At 45.3% G+C, this 22,329-nt stretch carries 22 protein-coding genes; 18 read left to right on the top strand and 4 right to left on the bottom strand.

All coding sequences use genetic code 11. From position 1 onward, the window contains the following. The first annotated feature begins 65 nt into the window (after positions 1-65). The 5 genes from KNQ04_RS00630 (at position 66) to KNQ04_RS00610 (ending at position 4,608) form a co-directional block, all read left to right on the top strand. Positions 66-1,157: a conserved virulence factor C family protein gene (locus KNQ04_RS00630; RefSeq protein WP_214846632.1), complete on the top strand. Its 1,092-nt coding sequence runs from the start codon at positions 66-68 to the stop codon at positions 1,155-1,157. A 356-nt stretch (positions 1,158-1,513) separates the two neighbouring features. Next, entirely contained in the window at positions 1,514-1,726 is a 213-nt protein-coding gene (locus tag KNQ04_RS00625; RefSeq protein WP_214846630.1) for a hypothetical protein, read from the top strand. 85 nt (positions 1,727-1,811) lie between these two features. After that, a complete protein-coding gene (locus KNQ04_RS00620; protein WP_214846629.1) occupies positions 1,812-2,291 on the top strand; it encodes a BsuPI-related putative proteinase inhibitor in 480 nt (159 codons plus the stop codon). Positions 2,292-2,341: 50 nt separating this feature from the next. After that, positions 2,342-3,157 carry an ammonia-dependent NAD(+) synthetase gene (nadE, locus tag KNQ04_RS00615; RefSeq protein WP_214846627.1) on the top strand — a complete coding sequence of 272 codons (816 nt, stop codon included), beginning with the start codon at positions 2,342-2,344 and terminating at the stop codon, positions 3,155-3,157. 176 nt (positions 3,158-3,333) lie between these two features. Then, complete coding sequence (locus tag KNQ04_RS00610) at positions 3,334-4,608, top strand: phytoene desaturase family protein (RefSeq protein WP_214846625.1); 1,275 nt, start codon at positions 3,334-3,336, stop codon at positions 4,606-4,608. Positions 4,609-4,686: 78 nt separating this feature from the next. On the opposite strand, the gene KNQ04_RS00605 is transcribed toward KNQ04_RS00610, so the two are convergent. After that, positions 4,687-5,076, bottom strand: coding sequence for a disulfide bond formation protein B (locus KNQ04_RS00605; RefSeq protein ID WP_214846623.1), 390 nt, complete (start codon positions 5,074-5,076; stop codon positions 4,687-4,689). 65 nt (positions 5,077-5,141) lie between these two features. Between KNQ04_RS00605 and KNQ04_RS00600 the strand changes: the two genes are divergently transcribed. The 5 genes from KNQ04_RS00600 (at position 5,142) to KNQ04_RS00580 (ending at position 10,564) form a co-directional block, all read left to right on the top strand. Continuing rightward, entirely contained in the window at positions 5,142-6,032 is an 891-nt protein-coding gene (locus KNQ04_RS00600) for a transcriptional regulator CcpC (RefSeq protein ID WP_214846621.1), read from the top strand. Next, the gene (locus KNQ04_RS00595; RefSeq protein WP_214846619.1) at positions 6,016-7,128 is read left to right on the top strand and encodes an N-acetyldiaminopimelate deacetylase; all 1,113 of its coding nucleotides are present in this window, start codon (positions 6,016-6,018) and stop codon (positions 7,126-7,128) included. Before KNQ04_RS00600 ends, KNQ04_RS00595 begins: the two co-directional genes overlap by 17 nt. Before the next feature lie 236 nt (positions 7,129-7,364). Next, on the top strand, positions 7,365-8,753 hold the full coding sequence (locus tag KNQ04_RS00590; RefSeq protein WP_214846617.1) for a cytochrome ubiquinol oxidase subunit I: 1,389 nt from the start codon (positions 7,365-7,367) through the stop codon (positions 8,751-8,753). A gap of 12 nt (positions 8,754-8,765) precedes the next feature. Then, on the top strand, positions 8,766-9,788 hold the full coding sequence (locus tag KNQ04_RS00585) for a cytochrome d ubiquinol oxidase subunit II (protein WP_214846615.1): 1,023 nt from the start codon (positions 8,766-8,768) through the stop codon (positions 9,786-9,788). A gap of 107 nt (positions 9,789-9,895) precedes the next feature. Beyond that, positions 9,896-10,564, top strand: coding sequence for a potassium channel family protein (locus KNQ04_RS00580; protein WP_214846613.1), 669 nt, complete (start codon positions 9,896-9,898; stop codon positions 10,562-10,564). A 458-nt stretch (positions 10,565-11,022) separates the two neighbouring features. Here KNQ04_RS00580 and KNQ04_RS00575 read toward each other — a convergent pair whose 3' ends face one another. Beyond that, positions 11,023-11,799, bottom strand: coding sequence for a Cof-type HAD-IIB family hydrolase (locus tag KNQ04_RS00575; RefSeq protein ID WP_214846611.1), 777 nt, complete (start codon positions 11,797-11,799; stop codon positions 11,023-11,025). A gap of 171 nt (positions 11,800-11,970) precedes the next feature. Here KNQ04_RS00575 and KNQ04_RS00570 point away from each other — a divergent pair, with 171 nt between their 5' ends. Beyond that, the gene (locus KNQ04_RS00570; protein WP_214846610.1) at positions 11,971-12,189 is read left to right on the top strand and encodes a DNA-dependent RNA polymerase subunit epsilon; all 219 of its coding nucleotides are present in this window, start codon (positions 11,971-11,973) and stop codon (positions 12,187-12,189) included. After that, the gene (gene rnjA / locus KNQ04_RS00565) at positions 12,186-13,853 is read left to right on the top strand and encodes a ribonuclease J1 (protein ID WP_214846609.1); all 1,668 of its coding nucleotides are present in this window, start codon (positions 12,186-12,188) and stop codon (positions 13,851-13,853) included. Before KNQ04_RS00570 ends, rnjA begins: the two co-directional genes overlap by 4 nt. Positions 13,854-13,907: 54 nt before the next feature. Here the strand turns inward: rnjA and def are convergent, their stop codons facing one another. Continuing rightward, on the bottom strand, positions 13,908-14,447 hold the full coding sequence (gene def, locus KNQ04_RS00560) for a peptide deformylase (RefSeq protein ID WP_214846608.1): 540 nt from the start codon (positions 14,445-14,447) through the stop codon (positions 13,908-13,910). Positions 14,448-14,825: 378 nt separating this feature from the next. On the opposite strand from def, the gene pdhA reads away from it, so the two are divergent. From pdhA to lpdA, 4 genes are all read left to right on the top strand, one after another. Further along, complete coding sequence (gene pdhA, locus KNQ04_RS00555; RefSeq protein WP_026827895.1) at positions 14,826-15,908, top strand: pyruvate dehydrogenase (acetyl-transferring) E1 component subunit alpha; 1,083 nt, start codon at positions 14,826-14,828, stop codon at positions 15,906-15,908. A gap of 3 nt (positions 15,909-15,911) precedes the next feature. Beyond that, positions 15,912-16,889: an alpha-ketoacid dehydrogenase subunit beta gene (locus KNQ04_RS00550; RefSeq protein ID WP_214846607.1), complete on the top strand. Its 978-nt coding sequence runs from the start codon at positions 15,912-15,914 to the stop codon at positions 16,887-16,889. A gap of 98 nt (positions 16,890-16,987) precedes the next feature. Further along, positions 16,988-18,283 carry a dihydrolipoamide acetyltransferase family protein gene (locus KNQ04_RS00545; protein WP_214846606.1) on the top strand — a complete coding sequence of 432 codons (1,296 nt, stop codon included), beginning with the start codon at positions 16,988-16,990 and terminating at the stop codon, positions 18,281-18,283. A gap of 3 nt (positions 18,284-18,286) precedes the next feature. Next, entirely contained in the window at positions 18,287-19,699 is a 1,413-nt protein-coding gene (gene lpdA / locus KNQ04_RS00540) for a dihydrolipoyl dehydrogenase (RefSeq protein WP_029330955.1), read from the top strand. A gap of 185 nt (positions 19,700-19,884) precedes the next feature. Here the strand turns inward: lpdA and KNQ04_RS00535 are convergent, their stop codons facing one another. Beyond that, positions 19,885-21,372, bottom strand: a complete 1,488-nt coding sequence (locus KNQ04_RS00535; RefSeq protein ID WP_088837465.1) for an aminotransferase class I/II-fold pyridoxal phosphate-dependent enzyme — start codon at positions 21,370-21,372, stop codon at positions 19,885-19,887. A 133-nt stretch (positions 21,373-21,505) separates the two neighbouring features. Between KNQ04_RS00535 and KNQ04_RS00530 the strand changes: the two genes are divergently transcribed. Together KNQ04_RS00530 and KNQ04_RS00525 are read left to right on the top strand one after the other, a co-directional pair. Beyond that, positions 21,506-21,778: a UPF0223 family protein gene (locus tag KNQ04_RS00530; protein ID WP_214846605.1), complete on the top strand. Its 273-nt coding sequence runs from the start codon at positions 21,506-21,508 to the stop codon at positions 21,776-21,778. A 285-nt stretch (positions 21,779-22,063) separates the two neighbouring features. Continuing rightward, the gene (locus KNQ04_RS00525) at positions 22,064-22,252 is read left to right on the top strand and encodes a hypothetical protein (protein ID WP_026832517.1); all 189 of its coding nucleotides are present in this window, start codon (positions 22,064-22,066) and stop codon (positions 22,250-22,252) included. Positions 22,253-22,329: the final 77 nt, after the last annotated feature.

Raw genomic sequence — 22,329 nt, 5'->3', positions numbered from 1 at the left:
TTTCGTAGAGCTTTTGCATTGCATTTTCGTTCATTTTTCTGAATGATGGAGTGGGAGGGATCAATATGAAAATCGTAGCAATTGAACCAACACCGAGTCCGAACAATATGAAGGTGATTGTGGATGAAACATTTTCCGAGAAGGGACAGACGTTCGAACATGCTTTTGGTGCACCGGATCATGTAACGAAACTGTTAGACATTCCGGGAATCAAATCGGTTTATCAAGTCAGTGATTTTTTAGCGGTCGAACGATATCCGAAATATGATTGGCGGACACTCGTCATCGAAATACGACGGGCATTCGGTGAAGTCTTAAGTGACGTCGAAAAACATGAAACGGATGCCGCATTTGAGCCGGTCCATCTATTCGTTCAATTTATTCTCGGCGTACCGATGCAGATTAAAGGTGTCAAAGGATTAGAAGAAAAACGCCAAGGGTTGCCAGAACGGTTTCGGGAGGCGGCATTGTTTGTCCAACCCTTCGTCAAAAACGTCATCAGTGACCGACGTTGGGTGGAACAAGCCCCTCGCTATGGTGAACTAGAAGCAAGTTTGACCGAAGTTGCGCAAGAACTTGAAATTGCCTATCCGCCAGAACGCGTCGAACGCTTAAAAGTACTCGCCTCAGGAGAGGATGTCACGTTTGACGGACAGGCGCTCAGTTCGAGCGATTGGAAAGAGCGATTTGCAGCGCTTGACGAATTACCAATCGACCTGACGTGGGTATCGGCGTATGCGAAGATGCTCCAAGATGAAAAGATGCCAATTAGAAGACAGGCGATTGTTAAACTTGGGATGTTCGAAGAAAATCGGGAGGAACTGCTCGAATATATCACGAACGCCCTGCATGATCCGTCAAGTATCGTTCGCCGGACGGCCGGAGACACGGTATCGGACTGGGCATTACCTCAAGCAGAACCGATGATGATTGAAGCATTAACGGATAAAAACAAACTAGTCCGGTGGCGGGCAGCACGTTTTCTCTTCGATGTCGGAACGGAACGGGCAATTCCCTGTTTAAAAGAAGCGAGCCAAGATAAAGAATATGAAGTAGCGCTTCAAGCGGAGCTTGCATTAGCACGGATCGAGAGTGGGGAAGAAGCACTAGGGACAGTTTGGCAACAAATGAATCGTTTGATAGATGAAAGTTCATAAGAACCTGAAAATAACCTGATTAAGACAATCATTCGACAAAATAACATGACATGTGTCTAGTCATTTTTTACCTATGAGACTTATGTCCTGGTAAAAAATGAAAAAATAATTGTAATGTTTTTGAAATCTGTTTGAAATTTAACGGTATTCTTTATGAATTATAAGAAAATACACTCATTTTATATCATCCAAATTATGGATTTTATAAGTGGCATAAAGTTTTGACATGAATTGTCGAATGACAATTTACCCACTCTTTTCGACGTTTGATAAAGTGAAATCAACATAACGGATTCGCGAGCAACCAAGAGCGTTGGTTCCACTGAAATCTAACATAACGAAGGAGATGCGGGGAAATGATACTTTTTGCAGAAACAGACTTGGCGGTAGGATATAAAGAACGGACAGGCTCAGGGGTATTCGTAACAATCGAAACAGGCGACAGCCGGACGATTACACTTGTTGCACCAGCGACTGCGACGGATGCCATTTGTGACGAATTATTTGCGACGGGGATGGAACAATTATTCGCGCACACGACGGGTGTAACAGCAATGCCGGTTGCTTAATGAACGATGAAGGAGAGACCGAGGGGAGACCACGGTCTCTCCTTTTTTGTATGCTAAAATGAAAGAGGAGAAGGAGGGGGATTCATTGAAAAAGAGTTGGATACACCTATTACTGATTGGACTACTGCTTGTGTTAGGAGGCTGCGGTCAAGTGAAAGAAAGTAATTCAGCGAGTCAAACAAATCAGAACAAGTCGAAGCAACCGATTACAATCTCGGTAACGGCACAACAAGTAACAGCGACAGAAATCGAAGCGACCGTTCGTTTAAGAAATCCAAATGACCATGCAGTCAGCGTCACCTATCCCTCTTCACAGAAATTTGAATTGGTAGTACGCGATTCTAATGAACAAAACGTCTATACGTATTCAAAAGAACAAGTATTCACCCAGGCAATTGAGACGGAACCGTTTAAGCCGAAAGAAGAAAAGGAATACCAAATAACAATTGAGCTAGTAGAGGGGGATACAGCACAACAAGTCGAGGTTGTGACTGTGCAACAGTTTGAGGATGCGACGGTGCCGTCCACAAAAGCAACAGCGAATATTTCGAAAGCGAATCCATGATGCTAAAATAATAGCAGGTAAAAATAGAAAAATGGGAGTGTGACGAAACAATGCAACAAGAAATCATTCAAGTAACAGGTGTCAAACCCGTCATCGATGCCAAAGAAGAAGTAACGACCCGGATTCGGTTCTTAAAAGAATACCTCCTTCATACAGGGGCAAATGGATTTGTCCTTGGTATTTCAGGCGGACAAGATTCCTCGCTTGCCGGTCGCCTTTGTCAATTAGCGGTCGAAGAACTTCGAGAAGAGACGGGGAAAGCGGTTCAGTTTTACGCAGTCCGATTACCATATGGTCAGCAACAAGATGAATCGGATGCGCAACTTGCCCTATCCTTCATTCGTCCGGATCATTCGTTACGTGTCGACATCAAACCCGCCGTCGAAGCCTCAATGGCAGCTTTTGAGCAGGCGACAGGCGCTGTCTTATCAGACTTTAGTAAAGGAAATACAAAAGCACGGGAACGAATGAAGGCGCAATATGATTTAGCGGCACATTATGGTTGTTTAGTCGTCGGTACGGATCACGCGGCAGAGTTCGTAACAGGGTTTTACACGAAACATGGTGATGGTGCATGTGACTTGACACCACTGACAGGACTGAATAAACGGCAAGGAAAAGAATTGCTTCGTTATCTCGAATCGCCGACCGGTTTAATTGATAAAGTTCCGACGGCGGATTTAGAAGACGATCGTCCAGGTTTACCTGACGAACTTGCTTTAGGCATGACATACAATGAAATCGATGATTACCTTGAAGGGAAAAAGATTTCGAGTGCGAGCCAACAGAAGCTTGAAACGCAGTACAAGCGAGTTGGGCATAAGCACCATATGCCAGTCTCGCCGTTAGATGACTGGTGGAAATAATAGCTGCGTTGATGAAAGTTTCCACACATGTGAGAGACATGAACGACTGCACTCCTAAAAAAGAAATTTGATTTTTTACCGTCTGAAACGGTGATCCGTGTGGTCGCCGTTTTTTTTGTATGGATTCGGGAAAAGACTAAAACAATTACTTTCGACTAAAAAGGGAGCGATGTTACTTGGAGACAATTGCAGTCGTTGGAGGAGGATTGGCCGGTTTATCTGTAGCGGCATTACTCGCTGCACAAGGGAAACAGATTCATTTGTACGATGCCGGTGCCTTAGGCGGACGGGCAACTTCACAAGTACTTAAAGGATTCACGTTCAATTACGGGGCGCATGCGGTGTATGGGCGCGATCAATCCGCAATACGATTGCTCATCAAACAATTAAAACTTGATATCACCTGGCTCGATTTTTCTTCGGCAAAAGCAAAATATGAATTTGCCGGACATTTGACTGCGGCTCCGGCAAACGCAATGGGATTGTTAAAGACAGAGCTTGTCGAAGGAACAGATAAGATTCGCTTTACGTGGGAAGTCGTCAAAACGATGCTGTCGATTGAGCGTGGGGAAGCAGAGATTTCGATTGGACAGTGGTTGATTCAGGAAAAGGTTGAGGAGGACGTCGCGCGACTGATGCTTGATTTAGCATCGAGCAATTTTTTTACGGCAGAACCTGAAAACATTCCATCGTCTGTTTATTTCGACTATTATCGAAAGTTATTTCGAACCCGAAAACCGGTCTCCTATATCGCTGGTGGCTGGCAGACGTTAATCGATGAACTGGAGCGTGTTTTTCTCGCACATGGTGGGACGATTCACCGGAAAACGAAGGTTACAGCAGTTGAAGAAAGTGGAGTCGGTTACCGAGTACGTGACCGAAAAAAAGTCGAATGGGCGGCGAATCGTGTAATCTTCGCAATTCCTCCGCGAGAAATGCGGAAAATGGCTCTTCCGCAATCCGTCCAACAGTTTATTGAACCCTATGCCCGGTTTGAACCGGTCGAAGTCCTTGTCTATGATGTCGGACTCTGTCCGTACATCGATACGCCATATTCATATGTTTTTGACCGGACACATCAGCTTTTTGTAACGGATTTATCACACTATGATGCAAGTATTAGTCCGACTGATGGTCAAGTGTTACAGACGGTTGCCTATCTTGAACACGGTCAAGTTGATCAAGCAGCTTACATTGAACAAAAAGTAGAACAGATTCATGAACTGTTGGATCACCATTATCCGGGCTGGCGTGACCGTCTTGTGACGGAACGGACGATGAAGCGGGCGATCGTCCAAGAAATCAAGTGGAAGATGGGTCAACACCCGTTGCCGTGTTTCTTAGAATCGGACGAAGCGATCGCTTTTGCCGGGGATTGGTGTGAAGGGGAGGGGCAACTTTCGGAGTTGTCCGTTTCTAGCGCCTATGCAGTAGCACACGAATGGCAATAAAAAAGCAGGCGTTTTCTTCTTTCAGGAAGAGAATGCCTGCTTTGCAACGGATTGGAGGACGTGCTTTAAAAGCGCAGATTAGACGCTTTTTTTATTCGGATAAAAAGCGAGAATTAAGAGGGTGGAGAAGGCGATAAGACTCATTGTCGGAATCGTCAAGAAACCGAAATAGTTGACCCACTTAATCAAGCATCCACTTGTACATAAGGCTTCACCATCCGGGAGACGTTCTAAAATCACATGGTAAACGGCGACCGCCCAACCGAATATGACGTACGAACGAATGAAAAATGCGTCGACCGGACGGTTGCGAAAGAGTGTGATGATTAAATAAAATGCCGTCGTGTACATGAAGATTCGTTGCCACCAGCAAAGCGGACAAGGAATAAAGCCACGAACTTCACTGAAGTAAAGACTTCCTAAAGTCGCGATCGTTGAGACGATTAACATAAAATGATAGCGTGACATATGTACCTTCCTTTCTAACGTGTTAAACTAATGCCATCTTATATCATGAGGAGTCGAATCTTACATTGCAAGTGTCGGAAATGGAAATGTTGATTACTTTATCGGAAGAGTTGAATATGCGAAGAGCAGCCGAACGTCTTTTCGTCTCGCAACCAGCACTCAGCCAACGACTGGTCGCGATTGAACGAAGGTGGGCGACGAAGTTGTTCATCCGTTCTTCCCGTGGATTAAGCATTACGCCCCAAGGAGAAAAAGTCATCGGGCTCGCAAAAGAAATGAATCGAAAAGAATTAGAGTTAAAAAGTGAACTGACTGCCGAAGAAGGAGCGGTATACGGGACCCTTCGGATTGCGGTTGCTTCCATCATGGGTCAGTATTGGTTACCCCGTGTACTCAAGCGTTTCGTTGAGCGTTATCCACACGTCCGTGTCCAACTCGTAACGGGGTGGTCGAGTGAAATGATGCGGCATATGCTCGAAGAACATTTTCATATCGGGATCATTCGCGGAAACCCGGACTGGAAAGGCGTCAAAGAACGATTATTTTCAGACCCTCTTTATCTCGTGGATAGCGAATTGACATCACTTGAACAGCTCCGTAAAACAGACCGACCATTCATCCAGTTCAAAAGTGATTCGACGTACTATCAAGAGATACTCGAATGGTGGCAAGATCGTTTTTCAAGCCCGCCTGCTCGAACACTCGTCGTCGACCAAATCGAAACGTGTAAGCAAATGGCGTTACATGGAATTGGATTCGCGATTTTACCAGAGTCGACGATTCAAGAATCGAGCGAAGTGATGCAGATTCCGTTGAAGACGTCTTCTGGTAAAGTACTGAAACGAGATACTTGGATTTTATCGACGGAGTCCATGCTTGAATTAAAACAAGTCCAAGCCTTTTGGGACATCGTAAAAGAAGAAGGAGGAAGTCAGTCAGATGGAATATGCGATTGAAATGCGGAGAGAACTTCATAAAATACCGGAACTTGGGTTTAAGGAGTTCAAGACGCAAGCGTTCATCTTAAATCAGATTCGAAGCTATCCTGAAGACCGTGTTAGCTACGATACGTTCGAGACAGGTGTGTTCGTTCGTGTCAAAGGGTTGACGGGAAATCGGACGATTGGTTACCGTGCAGATATCGATGGTCTACCGATTGAAGAAGCAACGGGTCTGCCATTTTGTTCGGAACATGCCGGCATGATGCATGCGTGTGGACATGACGTCCATTCATCGATTGCGTTAGGTCTGCTTCGCCGCCTCGTCGAGTTGCCGATCATGGATGACGTCGTCTTCTTATTCCAACCGGCGGAAGAAGGGCCGGGTGGAGCGGAACCGATGATTAAAAGTCCGTTATTTGAAAAATATCGCCCGAGTGAAATGTATGGTCTCCATGTGGCTCCTGAGTATCCGGTCGGGACGATCGCAAGCCGACCAGGCGTACTCTTCGCAAGTGCACGAGAAGTCCACATCACGATTTACGGACAAAGTGGTCATGCCGCATTTCCACATCTGACGGTCGATACAGTCGTCGCACAGGCTGCTTTAATCATGCAACTTCAGACGATTGTCAGCCGATCGATCAACCCGATGAATTGTAGTGTCATCACGATTGGGAAAGTCGATGCGGGGATTCGGGAAAACGTCATCGCCGGTCGGGCTGTTTTAGACGGCACGATGCGTGCGCTGAACGGGACTGACATGGAGAAGCTAGAAGAACGGGTCCGCGATATTGTCCGTGGAATCGAAGCTTCGTTTGGTGTAACGATCGATTTACAGTTCGGGAACCGATATTATGAAGTCGTCAATGACAAAAACGTCGTCGATAAATTTTCATCGTTCGTCAAAATGAATGCTGACTACGTCGAGTGTGACGCTGCGATGACGGGCGAAGATTTTGGATTCATGCTAAAAGAAGTTCCGGGCATGATGTTTTGGCTCGGAATCAACAATCCGACGTCCGGATTACATCAGCCGACGCTGAATCCGGATGAACAGGCGATTCCTTTCATCATTAATTTGATGGACCATTATTTCCGTGAATATGTCTAAGGTGGATGGAATGTAAAAATGAGTTTCAAAAAGCCCTTTGCTTCTTTAAAAATGAAGTGAAGGGCTTTCATTTAGCGATGTGATATAGTTTTCGAACGTTTTGTGAAAAAAATCACGAATAGATGTGAACAATTTGTTACATCAAACATTTAGAACAGACACAAAGGGTTATGTTCTCTATGATACGGATATAAACAATATATAGAAGTACGTTTAGGAAGAGGGGGGCTACACACATGTTCAATGATCCAGTAATGCTCAGTCGATTGTTGACAGGGCTCACACTAGCGTTCCACATCATCTTTGCGACGATTGGTGTCGGAGTTCCATTGATGGTACTCGCAGCCGAGTACATCGGAATTAAACGAAAAGATCCGGATTATATTTTATTGGCACGACGCTGGACGCGCGGTTATATCGTAACGGTAGCGGTCGGAGTCGTAACGGGGACGGCGATTGGGTTACAATTATCACTCTTATGGCCTTCATTGATGCAAGTAGCCGGACAGACGATTGCCTTGCCGCTCTTTATGGAAACGTTCGCCTTCTTCTTTGAAGCGATTTTCCTCGGGATTTATCTCTACACATGGGATCGGTTTAAAAATCCGTGGTTACACTGGTTAATCGGAATTCCGGTCGTCATCGGAGCGACGGCGTCGGCCTTCTTCATCACGACGGTCAACTCGTTCATGAACTCGCCGGAAGGGTTTAAAATCGTCAACGGAACATTGACACAAATCGAACCATTGAAAGCGATGTTCAATACGGCAACACCAACAAAAGCGACGCACGTCATCGTCTCGGCTTATTTGACGGTTGCCTTCATCTTAGCAGCTATCGCGGCGTTCCATCTGTTACGTAAAAAAACACTATCGGCAGCCGAGACAGCCTATCATAAAAAAGCACTTCGTCTTACGGTCATGGCCGGATTAATCTTTGCCTTTTCGACAGCACTTGTCGGAGACTTCTCCGGGAAATACCTTGCGAAGTATCAGCCGGAAAAATTAGCGGCAGCCGAGTGGCATTTTGAGACAACGAATGAAGCTGAACTAATTTTTGGCGGGATTCTCGATCAACGGGAAGATGGGAGTTATGATATTAAAGGTGCCGTCAAAATCCCATATGCCTTATCAATTCTTGCAGGTGGAGCACCTGATACGGAAGTTATTGGTTTGAACGAGTTTGCAAAAGAAGATCAAGCACCATTATTCGTTCACTATTTCTTCGACATCATGGTATCAATCGGAATGTATTTGACAGTGATTTCTGCGCTGTTCATTTTAGCTTTCCGACTGAAGAAGCTAAATCCACATAACAAGTGGATACTTCGTGGAATCTTTATCGGTGGACCACTCGCGATTGTCTCGATTGAAGCGGGCTGGATGTATGCCGAAATCGGACGTCAACCGTGGACGCTGTATGGTATTATGAGAACGGCTGACGCGGCGACGACATCAACTGCTGTCGGACCGATGTTGATTTTGTTCAGCTTATTGTATCTCTTGCTCGGGACGATTTGTACAATTGTCTTATTGCGAATGTTTAAAAATAACCCGGTCGGCAAAGAACTCGCAGAAAATCATCATACACGTGGTGAAGCGATGTTTGCAGACGATCAAAAATAAGGAGGGAACGAGTTGGACATTCAAACACTAGGAATAACCGTACTTTGGACGTTCCTTTATGGATATCTCATCGTTGCCTCAATTGACTTCGGTGCTGGATTTTATGCGTTTTACTCGAAATATACAAAACGGGATCATTTGACGAATCGATTGATTTTACGTTATCTCTCACCCGTCTGGGAAGTGACGAACGTGTTCTTCGTTTTCTTCTTTGTTGGTCTCGTCGGGTTTTTCCCGGATACCGCTTATTATTACGGGACGGCTCTCCTCGTGCCGGCGTCAATCGTACTTGTGTTGATTGCAATACGTGGTAGCTTTTATGCCTTTGCGAACTATGGCTCAAATGACAGTATGTTTTATACGTTTCTTTACGGGGCGACAGGGCTGTTGATTCCAGCCGCGATGTCAACGACGTTGACAATCAGTCAAGGTGGATTCATTCGTAAAACGAACGAGACTGTCGAATTTTTAGGGACGAAGTTATTCACGAACTTTTATTCCTGGACGGTCGTCGCGCTCGCCATCGTGTCTGTTCTTTATATCAGTGCGATGTTCTTACTGTTTTATGCAGATAAGGCACGGGACACGGTAGCCAGTGATTTGATTCGAAAATGGGCACTCTTTTGGAGTATTCCGACAATCATCGTCTGTGCGCTTGTCTTCTTCGGTTTAAAAAATCAAGCGGCGTGGCACTATGAAAATATTCTGAACGGCAACTGGTGGTGGTTCGCAGCAAGTTTTGTATTTTTCTGTGTTGCATTGACGCTTGTGTACTTGAAGAAAAACTATGGGATTGCGTTTATCGCTGTCATGGCCCAGTACGGTGTTGCGTGGTTCGGGTACGGATACACACACCTTCCCTATATCCTGTATCCATATATCGATATCAATAAGTCAGTCGTCAATGAGACGATGGCGACATCACTCGTCGTAGTCTTTATTTTTGGATTGTTGCTCTTGATTCCGGCACTCTATCTGATCTTACGCCTCTTCCTGTTTGATAATGATTATGTCAGAGGAAAAAAATCTAAATAACTACTAGACCTTAAACGCCTTCACGCACTGTGAAGGCGTTTATAGTATTTTAAGAAGGAATCGGGTACACTACTACTGACGAAGCGAAATGTGAAGGAGAGTTGAACATGAATGGAGAGTTTGCAGTAATTGGTTTGGGGCGTTTTGGCGGTTCGATCGTCCGTGAGTTGTCAAAGAATGGGTACGATGTCCTGGCAATCGATTCGGATGAAGAACGTGTCAATGAATACATGGGGATCGCGACACACTCCGTCATCGCCGATACGACGGATGAAAACGTCTTGAAGAGTCTTGGGATTCGAAATTTTGACCATGTCATCGTTGCGATTGGTGAGAACATCCAGGCTTCGATTTTAACGACCTTGATTTTAAAGGAACTCGGGGTCAAGTCGATCACGGTCAAAGCCACAAATGATTACCATGAAAAAGTTTTACGGAAAATCGGGGCTGACTTCATTGTCCATCCGGAACGGGATATGGGTGTCCGAATCGCGAACGGTCTGATGAGCTCAAATATCTTGGACTACCTCGATTTGTCACAAGAATTTTCAATCGTCGAGATTAAGGTCAGTGATCGAATGGCAAATAAAACGTTGATCGACCTTGATTTACGGAGTAAGTATGGGGCGAACGTCGTCGCCATCAAACGGGGCGAAAGTGTCATGATTTCGTTGCAAGCAGATGAAATCATCGAAAAAGGGGATTACCTCGTCGTCATCGGGGAGAATGAAGACTTAGACCGTCTCGAACGAGCCATTCATAAAGTAAAAAGCTGAGGGATTTCCTCAGCTTTTTTCAGGCTGTAGACAACGTGCTATCGGGAGATCAAAACGTCTTTTTTCGTTGCTTTCCTCGGGCGAGGCACAAGCCGTTGCTCCTTGATTCTAACGGACAACGAGCAGGGTCTTGCCTGCCTCTGAAAGTGCGTAAAAAACGCACTTTTCCCCGCAGGAGTCAACGAAACGTGATGCTTTTTAGAGAATACCATGACGAAAAGCCAGTCATGCAGACGGTTTAGGGAGCAATCCGTCTCGAATCGCTTTTGAAGCGAAAGGCAATCGGTCGCGACCCTGCAGCTTTGCTGTAGCGGCGTGACCGATTGCCGCTTTGAAGACGAGGCGAGACAGGGAAGCGCGACCGGATTGTCTCTCGTTATCGCCTGTTCACGTTTCATAAGAGTTTGTCTACACGCTGTAAAAAGCTGAGGGGTTTCCTCAGCTTTTTTGTGTAGCTTTTAAATTAATTGGAATTCTTTCAGACCGTGGGAGATGCCGTCTTCGAGGATATGTTTCGTGACGAAGTCAGCGGCGGCTTTTGTTTCGTCTAACCCATTGCCCATCGCAATGCCGGTTCCGACATACCGTAGCATCTCGAGGTCGTTCAGCGCGTCACCGAAGGCAAACGTATCTTCACGTTTGATGTCCGTTAAACGGAGGAATTGTTTAATTCCATCTGCTTTTGACGATCCGGCATTGATGACGTCCATTGCCTGTGGGTGCCAACGGATGAAGTCGAACGCTTGGTAGTTTTCCGTATAGATCGCTTCTTCTTCTGCCTGACAATAGACAAGTGTCTGGAAGATATCGTGTGTCGCGTAAGCTTCTTCATTATAAGCAGGGAGTGGGATATCGAGTGCGCCGAGTGATGTCGCGACCGTCTCGTCCGCTTGACGCGTCGTGAAGCCCTGTTTCTCACCGAGATAGACAAGGGTGTGTCCATTATCTTTTGCACGTGACGTTAAGTGTTTCAGATCATCGACGGGTTGCGGCCGTTTATAGATGACTTCGTTTTGATGAATGACGATTTGACCGTTATAGCCAATGATCGTATCGATGCCGAGTAGTTCACGGACGCCAGATAACATTGCTGGACCGCGACCTGTCGCGATGGCGACGTAGACGCCGTTTGCTTGGAGTTGTTTAATTGCTTGTTTTGTCGATTCCGGTATGAAATGACCATCGTGAAGCAAGGTTCCATCGATATCGAAAAAGACGACTTTTTGATTTGCCATGGTTTCACCTTCTCTATTTAATTGGCTGATTAGCCGGATACAAATGAAAGTATAGCATAGCCCTAAGGTTCAAGCAGACATCAGTTGTCGAATAAGGATGAAAAAATGAACCGTTTTCGTGTATACTAATCTAAGGACAAAAAACAATGGACTGATAAGGAGTTGCTAAGTATGATTTTTAAAGTATTTTATCAACCGCTTCGTTCGGAAGCACCAGTAAGAGAACGGACAGAGGTTATGTATGTTGAAGGAGAGAGCATTCGTGACGTGCGAACATCGATTGATCATCTCATCAAGGACATCAACGTTGAATTCATCCGTGAAGTCAGCGGCGAATTCCTCGCGTACGAAAAACAGAGTGCTGACTATAAGGTAGCGACGTTCGCATGAAGTTCGTCAAAAACCACCAAGCAGCCGTATTCGCACTCGGCGGTTTAGGAGAAATCGGGAAAAACACATATGTTGTTCAATTCCAAGATGAAATCATCGTCATCGATGCAGGGGTCATGTTCCCTGAAGATGAATTGCTCGGAATCGACTATGTCATTCCAGATTATACGTATTTAATCAAAAACAAAGATAAAGTCAAAGGCGTGTTCATCACACACGGACATGAAGACCATATCGGTGGCCTTCCATTTTTACTGAAACAAGTCAACTTGCCGATTTATGCAGGGAAGATTGCGCTTGGTCTAATCAAAGTTAAACTTGAAGAGCACGGCTTGTTACGGACAGCGGAACTTCATGAGATAGATGAAGATTCCATCATTAAATTCCGGAAGACGAGTATTTCCTTCTTCCGCACGACACACTCGATTCCGAACTCGTTCGGTGTCGTCGTGAAAACACCACAAGGCAATATCGTCCATACGGGAGACTTCAAGTTCGACTTTACACCAGTCGGCGAGCCTGCTGATTTAACGAAGATGGCGGAACTCGGGAAAGAAGGCGTACTCTGTCTTCTATCTGACTCGACGAATGCTGAAATCGAAGGATTCACGATGAGTGAACGGGTCGTTGGTGAAACGATTTCGGATATTTTCCGGAAAGCTGATGGCCGAATCATCTTTGCGACGTTTGCCTCGAATATTTACCGTCTTCAACAAGTCGTCAACGCCTCAGTCGAAGCGGGACGGAAAATCGTCGTCTTCGGTCGAAGCATGGACAAGGTCATGATGATTGGGCAAGAGCTTGATTTCATCAAGGCACCAAAAGGGACAATCATCGAGCCGAATGAAATGAAACGGTATAAATCGAATGAAATTACGATTCTTTGTACAGGTTCGCAAGGAGAGCCGATGGCAGCGTTAAGCCGAATTGCGAATGGAACACACCGTCAGATTTCAATCATTCCAGATGATTTAGTCATCTTCTCGTCTTCGCCGATTCCTGGGAACGTTGTTTCAGTCGGAAAAACAATCAACCAACTGTATAAAGCAGGAGCAGACGTGATGTACGGCAAGCTCAATGATATCCATACGTCAGGTCACGGTAGTCAGCAAGAGCAACTCTTGATGCTACGTTTGCTCAAGCCGAAGTACTTCATGCCAATTCACGGTGAATACCGCATGTTGAAAAAACACATGTCGCTTGCGATGGATGCGGGTGTTCCGGAAGAGAATTGTTTCGTCATGGATAACGGTGAAGTCTTAGCACTCGACGCCAATGCGGCAGCGATCACTGGTAAAATTCAGGCGAATGCGGTATACGTCGATGGAAAAGGAATTGGAGATATTGGGAACATCGTGTTACGCGATCGTCGCATCCTTTCAGAAGAAGGACTCGTCGTCGTCGTCGTCACGCTTGACTCGAAAACAAACCGTCTTGTTTCTGGACCGGATATCATTTCCCGTGGATTCGTCTACATGCGTGAATCAGGCAACTTAATTAAAGATGCCGAGCGCTTATTGAAACGTTCGTTAGAACAATCCTTAACGAACCGAAACACGAAATGGACGGATATCAAACAAGTCATCAACGATACATTAACACCTTATTTGACTGAAAAAACACAACGCCATCCGATGGTCATGCCGATCATTATGGAAGTTTAACGAAAAAAGCCATTTCCTGAATCAGGAAATGGCTTTTTTGTTTCAAGACAGGATTCACGTAGCAGGTCCGTATTCCTTGAACGGTTCTTTTTTGTCGATTCGATCGTAGAACATGATGCCATCTAAATGGTCATATTCATGCTGGCAAACGATCGCTTTCATACCTTTTAATCTTAATTTTACAGGAATTCCGTTATGATCGATGCCAGTAAGGGTAATACGCATATAGCGTGGCACGTGACCCTCGACTTCACGGTCGACCGATAGGCACCCCTCACCACCGGTTAAAAAAGTCTGTTCAACGGAATGGCTAATAATTTTTGGATTGTAGATTCCGAACTCTAAAAGATCTTCGCCGTCCGGAAGACGAATCGCAAACATCCGCTTGTTGACACCGATTTGAGGAGCAGCAAGACCTATCCCGCTACGCAAATCGTACTTTTCAGCTATTTCATCATCTTGACTGTTAGCAAGAAACTCGCGCATCAGCCGCATCGTTTCTTTATCTTCCTCACTGAGTGGGAAAGTTACTTCCACTGATCGTTCGTGAAGCGCAGGAACATCTTCACGTACGATTTCATTCATGGTGATCATGAACAACACCCCTTTCTTCTGTAAAAATTATAGCACAAGCGAAAGGGGAAATTCATAACTAACACAGTTACAAATAGTTGAATAGTACAGAAGGAGAAACGGAAGGTATTTGTGAAAGTGGTCACAAAAAACGGTCGTAAAAAAAAATAAAACATTTCCTTTGATTTTATAGGCGTTACAGTTTTATACTTGTAACGTAATGAACAAGACATCAAATCGTGTCGAGTCATGTTAATACAGTTTACTCAACTGAATAGGTACACAGTTATATGTTCAAGAAAGGTCACACGGGACTTCAATTTTTGAACACTATTGGTATGTGGGCAAATCAGTCAGAGGAATATTTCGCTGAGCACAGTGAAAGGATGAGGTGAAAAGATGAACTTAAACATGTTTAAAAACGTGGAAGAAAACTTTGAAACGTTCCGCATTCTTGACGAGAAAGGTGAAGTCGTCAACAAAGACGCTATGCCGGATCTCTCAGATGAAGAATTAACGGAATTAATGCGTCGTCTCGTATACACACGTATTTGGGACCAACGTGCAATCTCACTCAACCGTCAAGGACGTCTTGGTTTCTATGCTCCAGTAGCAGGACAAGAAGCGTCAATGATTGGAACACAATTCGCACTCGATAAGGATGACTGGATTCTTCCTGGATACCGTGATATTCCACAGATGGTCTTCCATGGCTTCCCACTCTATAAAGCATTCTTGTTCTCACGTGGACACATCACAGGCGGCAAGATTCCTGAAGGTGTAAACGTCTTAATGCCACAAATCATCATCGGAGCTCAAATCGTTCAAGCTGCCGGTGTTGCACTCGGTCTTAAGAAAAGTGGTAAAGAGCAAGTAGCAATCACATATACAGGTGATGGCGGTTCTTCACAAGGTGATTTCTATGAAGGAATGAACTTTGCTGGAGCATTCAAAGCCCCTGCAATCTTCGTTGTCCAAAACAACCGTTTTGCAATTTCGACACCGGTTGAAAAACAATCAATGGCGAAAACAATTGCACAAAAAGCGGTCGCTGCCGGCATCAACGGGATTCAAGTTGACGGTATGGACGTTCTCGCAGTTTACGCTGCAACGAAACAAGCACGTGTCGAAGCACTCAACGGTGTACCGACATTGATCGAAACACTCACGTACCGTTATGGACCGCATACACTCGCTGGTGATGATCCAACACGTTACCGTACAAAAGATATGGACGATGAGTATCAAGCGCAAGATCCACTCGTTCGTTTCCGTGCATTCATGGAAACAAAAGGTCTTTGGAATGAAGACAAAGAAAACGAAGTCATCGAGCAAGCGAAAGCTGATGTTAAAGAAGCACTTGCACAAGCTGACAAAGAACCAAAACAAAAAGTTACAGATTTCATCAATGTGATGGCTGAAAAGTTACCACAAAACCTGCAAGAGCAGCTTGATGAGTATACAGCAAAGGAGTCGAAATAACCCATGGCACAAATGACGATGATCCAAGCGATCACTGACGCAATGCGCGTCGAGATGAAACGCGACGAGCAAGTTCTCTTGTTCGGTGAAGACGTCGGTAAAAACGGTGGGGTATTCCGTGCGACAGAAGGTCTTCAAGATGAATTAGGCGAAGACCGCGTCTTCGATACACCACTCGCAGAGTCTGGTATTGGTGGTCTTGCAGTCGGGTTCAGCTTGACTGGTTTCCGTCCAATCATGGAAATCCAATTCTTCGGTTTCGTTTTCGAAGTGTTCGATTCAGTAGCAGCTCAGCTCGCACGTCTACGTTACCGTTCAGGTGGTACGTACAGTGCACCAGTTACAATCCGTTCACCATTCGGTGGTGGCGTTAAGACACCAGAACTTCACGCGGATAACTTAGAAGGATTGATGGCTCAGTCACCAGGACTTAAAGTCGTCATCCCATCAACTCCGTACGATGCAAAAGGTCTTTTGATCGCTTCAATCCGCGATAACGACCCAGTCGTTTTCCTTGAGCACATGAAACTCTACCGTTCGTTCCGCGGTGAAGTTCCTGAAGGGGACTACACAATCGAACTCGGTAAAGCAGACATCAAACGTGAAGGGACAGACGTTACAATCGTCACGTACGGCGCGATGGTCCATGCTTCACTTAAAGCAGCTGAGGAACTTGAAAAAGAAAACATCAGCGTCGAAATCATCGACTTGATGACAATCAGCCCAATCGATATCGATACAATCGTTGAGTCAGTTAAGAAAACGAACCGTGTCGTTGTTGTTCAAGAAGCTCAAAAACAAGCAGGTGTGGCTGCAATGGTCGCAACTGAAATTCAAGAGCGTGCCATTCTTGATCTTGAAGCACCGATTCTTCGCGTAGCGGCTCCGGATACAATCTTCCCATTCGCACAAGGGGAAGACGTCTGGATTCCAGACCACAAAGATATCGTTGAAAAAGTAAAAACAGTTTACAATTTCTAAGAGTGATTCGGAAAAAAGGAGAGGGGAGATTCTCTCCTTGCTTCCGTTTTAAAGATAACAATTGACTAGAAGAGTGAAATAAAAGGAGGCATATTCAAATGGGTTTATTTGAATTCAAATTGCCGGATATCGGTGAGGGTATTCATGAAGGCGAAATCGTAAAGTGGTTCGTAAAAGCGGGCGACACAGTTAAAGAGGACGATGTTCTTCTTGAAGTTCAAAACGATAAAGCAGTCGTTGAAATCCCGTCACCAGTTGATGGTACTGTCAAAGAAGTAAAAGTAGACGAAGGTGTCGTTGCTGTTGTTGGTGACGTGTTAATTACATTCGACGTCGAAGGCGAAGGTTCAGCTCCTTCTGAAGAAGCAGCACCTGAACAGCCTAAAGCAGAAGAAAATGCAAAAGATGTCCAAGACACGGATCAAAAAGTCGAAGACAAACCAACTGAAGTTCAAATCCACAAATCGGAACGTGTCATCGCGATGCCTTCTGTTCGTAAGTATGCACGTGAAAAAGGTGTCGACATCCGTGAAGTCCAAGGTTCTGGAGACAACGGTCGTGTCGTCAAAGAAGACATCGATGCATTCGCAAACGGTGGTCAATCTTCTGCTGCACCAGCTTCAGAAGAAAAAGCATCTGCACAAGCATCTGCTCCTAAAGCTGAAGTGAAACCTTACGTTGCGGCTCAACCTGAGCTCGAAACACGTGAGAAAATCAAAGGAATCCGTAAAGCGATTTCGAAAGCAATGGTCAACTCGAAACATACGGCTCCACACGTAACACTCATGGACGAAGTCGATGTAACAAACCTCGTGGCACTCCGCAAAAACTTCAAAGAAGTGGCTGCAGCACAAGGTACGAAATTGACTTACCTTCCATTCGTCGTCAAAGCATTGACTGCGGCTGCTAAAAAGTATCCGACAATCAACGCGTCAATCGATGATGCAAACGAAGAAATCGTCTACAAAAACTACTTCAACATCGGTATCGCAGCAGATACAGATAACGGACTTGTTGTCCCTGTCGTTAAAGACGCGGACCGTAAATCAATCTTCGCGCTTGCTGATAACATCAACGACCTTGCTGGTAAAGCACGTGACGGTAAACTTTCTGGTGAAGAGATGAAAGGCGGATCGATCACAATCACAAACATCGGTTCAGCTGGTGGACAATGGTTCACACCGGTCATCAACCACCCAGAAGTTGCGATCCTCGGTATCGGCCGTATTGCTGAAAAAGCAGTCGTTAAAAACGGTGAAATCGTTGCAGCACCAGTACTCGCACTTTCATTCAGCTTTGACCACCGTCTCATCGATGGTGCAACTGCACAAAACGCGCTTAACTTGGTTAAACGCTTGTTGAACGACCCACAACTTCTCATTATGGAGGGATAAGCAATGGTAGTAGGTGAATTCGCACAAGAAACAGATTTACTCGTAATCGGGGCTGGCCCTGGTGGTTATGTCGCTGCAATCCGTGGCGCGCAACTCGGACTTAAAGTAACAGTCGTCGAACGTGAAAACGTCGGTGGTGTTTGCTTGAACGTAGGATGTATCCCGTCAAAAGCGTTAATTACAGCTGGACACAACTTCCAACATGCAAAAGGTTCGGATTCAATGGGGATTACGTCTGAGAACGTTGCAGTCGATTTCTCTAAAGTTCAATCTTGGAAACAGTCTGTCGTTAACAAATTGACAGGTGGTGTTGGCGGCCTTCTTAAAGGTAACAACATCGAGACAGTCGTAGGGGAAGCATACTTCCAATCTGAAGATACAGTCCGTATCATCAACGAAGATTCTTCAACACCTTACAAATTCAAAAAATGTATCGTTGCAACAGGTTCGACTCCAATCGAACTTCCAGCGTTCAAATGGTCTAAACGTGTCCTTTCTTCTACAGGCGCATTGAACCTTCCTGAACTTCCGAAAAAACTCATCGTCATCGGTGGCGGATACATCGGAATGGAGCTCGGTACAGCGTATGCGAACTTCGATACTGAAGTTGTCATCTTAGAAGGAACAAAAGACATCCTTTCTGGTTTTGAGCCGGCAATGACACAAGTCGTCAAGAAAAAGCTCAAACAAAAAGGAAACATCACCATCCACAACGAAGCACTTGCACAGAGTGTGGAAGAGACAGAAGACGGCGTTAAAGTAACGTTCGAAGTGAAAGGTGAAACACAAACAGTCGAAGCGGACTACGTCCTCGTCACTGTCGGTCGTCGCCCGAACACTTCTGATCTCGGTCTTGAGATGGCTGAAGTTAAACTTAGCGAGCGCGGACTTGTCGAAATCGACGATCAGTGCCGTACGTCTAACGAAAACATCTACGCAATCGGGGACATCGTTCCTGGACCACCACTTGCACACAAAGCATCATTCGAAGCGAAAATCGCTGCTGAAGCTGCTGCTGGACACCCGGCATACCTCGACTACAGCGCAATTCCTGCGGTTGTCTTCACAGACCCAGAACTTGCAACAGTCGGTTATACAGAAGCACAAGCGAAAGAAGAAGGTCTTGATTACCTCGCTTCTAAATTCCCTTATGCTGCAAACGGTCGTGCCCTTGCACTCAACGAGCCAGATGGCTTCTTGAAAATGATCACACGTAAATCAGACGGTCTCTTGATCGGTGCTCAAATCGCTGGTACAGGCGCATCTGACATGATCGCAGAGATGGGACTCGCAATCGAGTCTGGAATGACTGCTGAAGATATCGCACTCACAATCCACGCGCACCCTTCACTCGGTGAAATCGCGATGGAAACTGCTGAAGTTGCAATCGGTAGCCCAATCCACATCATTAAATAAAAAAATAAAGCCTTTCAGCGGGGAGCCGACCGCTGAAAGGCTTTTTTCATTATGTTCACGCTAATGTTCTTTCGTATCAGATGCCAGAAACTAAGCGCGATTTAAGCTAAACAAAAAGTACGGGCGCGGATATCAAATCCACGCCCGTACTTTTTTAGAAGCCATAACGTCTGCTCTCGTTTGAATCATCGAATGGCATTCGATTGTTGAATCACTTTAATCGTTTCGAGTGAATGATCTTCAAGCCCTTGGACGGGAAGACCTGCTTCGATATTTTCTTTAATATACGCTAAGTTATCCGTCGTAATCATCTCACCTGGAATGAAAATCGGGATGCCCGGCGGATAGACCATCATGAATTCTGCAGAAATCCGTCCTACGGCTTGCGCAAGCGGAATCGTTTCCGTTTCTTCGTAGAAGGCATCGCGTGGACTTAGTGCGAGTGCAGGTATGTCTGGCAACATGATAGAATGTGAAGTTGTTTTCGCGCCTGTATCACGGTACCGCTCAACGAGCTCAGTCATTCCAGTCAGTAAGGCGTCAATCGTTTCCTCAGAGTCGCCTGATGTGATAATTAAAAGGATGTTATTCAAATCTGATAGTTCGACTTCAATCCGGTGCTCCTCACGTAAGAATTCTTCGACGAGGTGACCCGAAATACCGAGTCCTTTGACCGAAATCAAGACTTTCGTCGGGTCAAATGCGAATGTCGCACTCGAATGTAAGTCCGATTCACCGAAGACGGCGAGGTAAGGCAACTTAGCGAGCCCCATCCGCATCCGTGTCGATAGTTCAAGTGCGCGTCGGTTCATTGCCTCACCATTGATCGCGAGATGTCGCCGTGCACAATCGAGTGAAGCGAGTAGCAGGTACGATGTAGACGTCGTCGTCAACATTGATAGGACAGTCTGGACTTTATCAGGCGAGACAAGCCCCCGGCGGACGTTCAAGACAGAACTTCCTGTTAGTGAACCGCCCAGTTTGTGCACACTCGTAGCGGCTAAGTCTGCCCCTGCTTGCATCGCGGATAACGGCATATCATCGTGGAAGCCGATATGGACGCCGTGCGCTTCGTCAACGAGGACAGGAATCCCTTTCCCATGGGCGAGCTTGACGATGCTCTCGAGGTCGCCTGCGACACCGAAATACGTCGGGTTGATGACGAGAATCGCTTTCGTGTCAGGATGAAGACTGAGGGCCCGTTCGACAGCACTTGGTGTGATACCGTGAGCAATTCCGAACATTTCATCAAATTCAGGGTGAATGAAAATCGGGTGCGCTCCAGAAAGAACGATAGCCGACATGATTGATTTATGGACATTTCGCGGAACGAGGATTTTATCGTCCGGACCGACGACGCTCATGATCATTGCCATGATTGCCGTTGACGTTCCTTGGACAGAGAAAAACGTTTCATCTGCATGGAATGCTTGTGCCGCCAATTGATGGGCATCTTTGATGATCGTTTTCGGATGATGTAAATCATCGAGTGGAGCGATGTTGATTAAATCGATATCGAGTGCATTTTGACCGATGAACGATCGAAATGCAGGATCCATTCCTTGCCCATTTTTATGACCAGGAATATGAAATTGAATTGGTTGACGTTTCGCATGCGCAAGTAGCGCATCGAATAAAGGTGTATCGAGCTGTGTTAAGCTTTTTGTTTGCACCAGATTTCCCCCCTTAAAACCGAATAAAAAAACAATCAAACAAGCTAACTATAACAAGATTTTCTGACGTTGCAACTGTTTTATGTTCGAATTCGTTGTAAAATAAGAACCGTGAAGAAAGGAAGTGTCAAAAATGGCTCTCAATTATCCTATCAATTCCGACTGGTCGACGAAAGAAATCGTCACGGTCATCGACTTTTTTAACATTGTCGAAGAAGCTTATGAAAAAGGCGTTTCGCGTGATGAATTCATGCGGACGTATAAAGCATTCAAAAAAATCGTCAACTCGAAGTCTGAAGAAAAACAATTAGATCAATTTTATTACGAAGAAACAGGCTGTTCAAGTTATCGTGCGGTCCAACAAGCTATTAAACAAAAAGAACCGATTTTACGCATGAAAAAATAAATGACTCGTAATCAAATCAGGAGAGGACAATTCCGAATGGGATTGTCCTCTTTTTTGTTTAGGAAGCCTAGTAGTAGCCAGGCACTTCGCGCGTGTCTAATGGTTTAGAATTAAGATAATTTGGCTATATACTACATACAAGACGATATCGTTCAACTGTAATTTTTAAAAATAGATGCTTTACATCTAACTTGAATCGTACTATTATAGATTCAATCCACTAATTAGTCGCAATTGTCTGATAATTAACTCGGTTCATTTATCTCGCGAAGGAGTGTGGTTACTGTGAAACAAGTAATAGAAGCATACAAAAGAAAAGATGCAGAAAAACGCATTCCTGTATTGCGTCTCGAAATCGATTATGAGCTCGCGACGCTTCATGATGCGATCGTAGCAAGCGATACAGAGGCAGTCGGAGCAAGCAAAGAACGCCTCGAAAAATACCGCCAAGAGATGGTTCGTCTAGAAGCTTGATTCAGTAGGCGAACATCTAACACCAACTAAATATACACTTCAACCAGCGAAAATTTTCGCTGGTTTTCTTTTTTTGT

This window comes from Exiguobacterium sp. s193 (genome assembly GCF_018618755.1).
In the GTDB taxonomy this organism is placed as follows: Bacteria; Bacillota; Bacilli; order Exiguobacteriales; family Exiguobacteriaceae; genus Exiguobacterium_A.
Note: the sequence above shows the minus strand (reverse complement) of the source record. Positions and strands in the feature narration are given on the sequence as shown.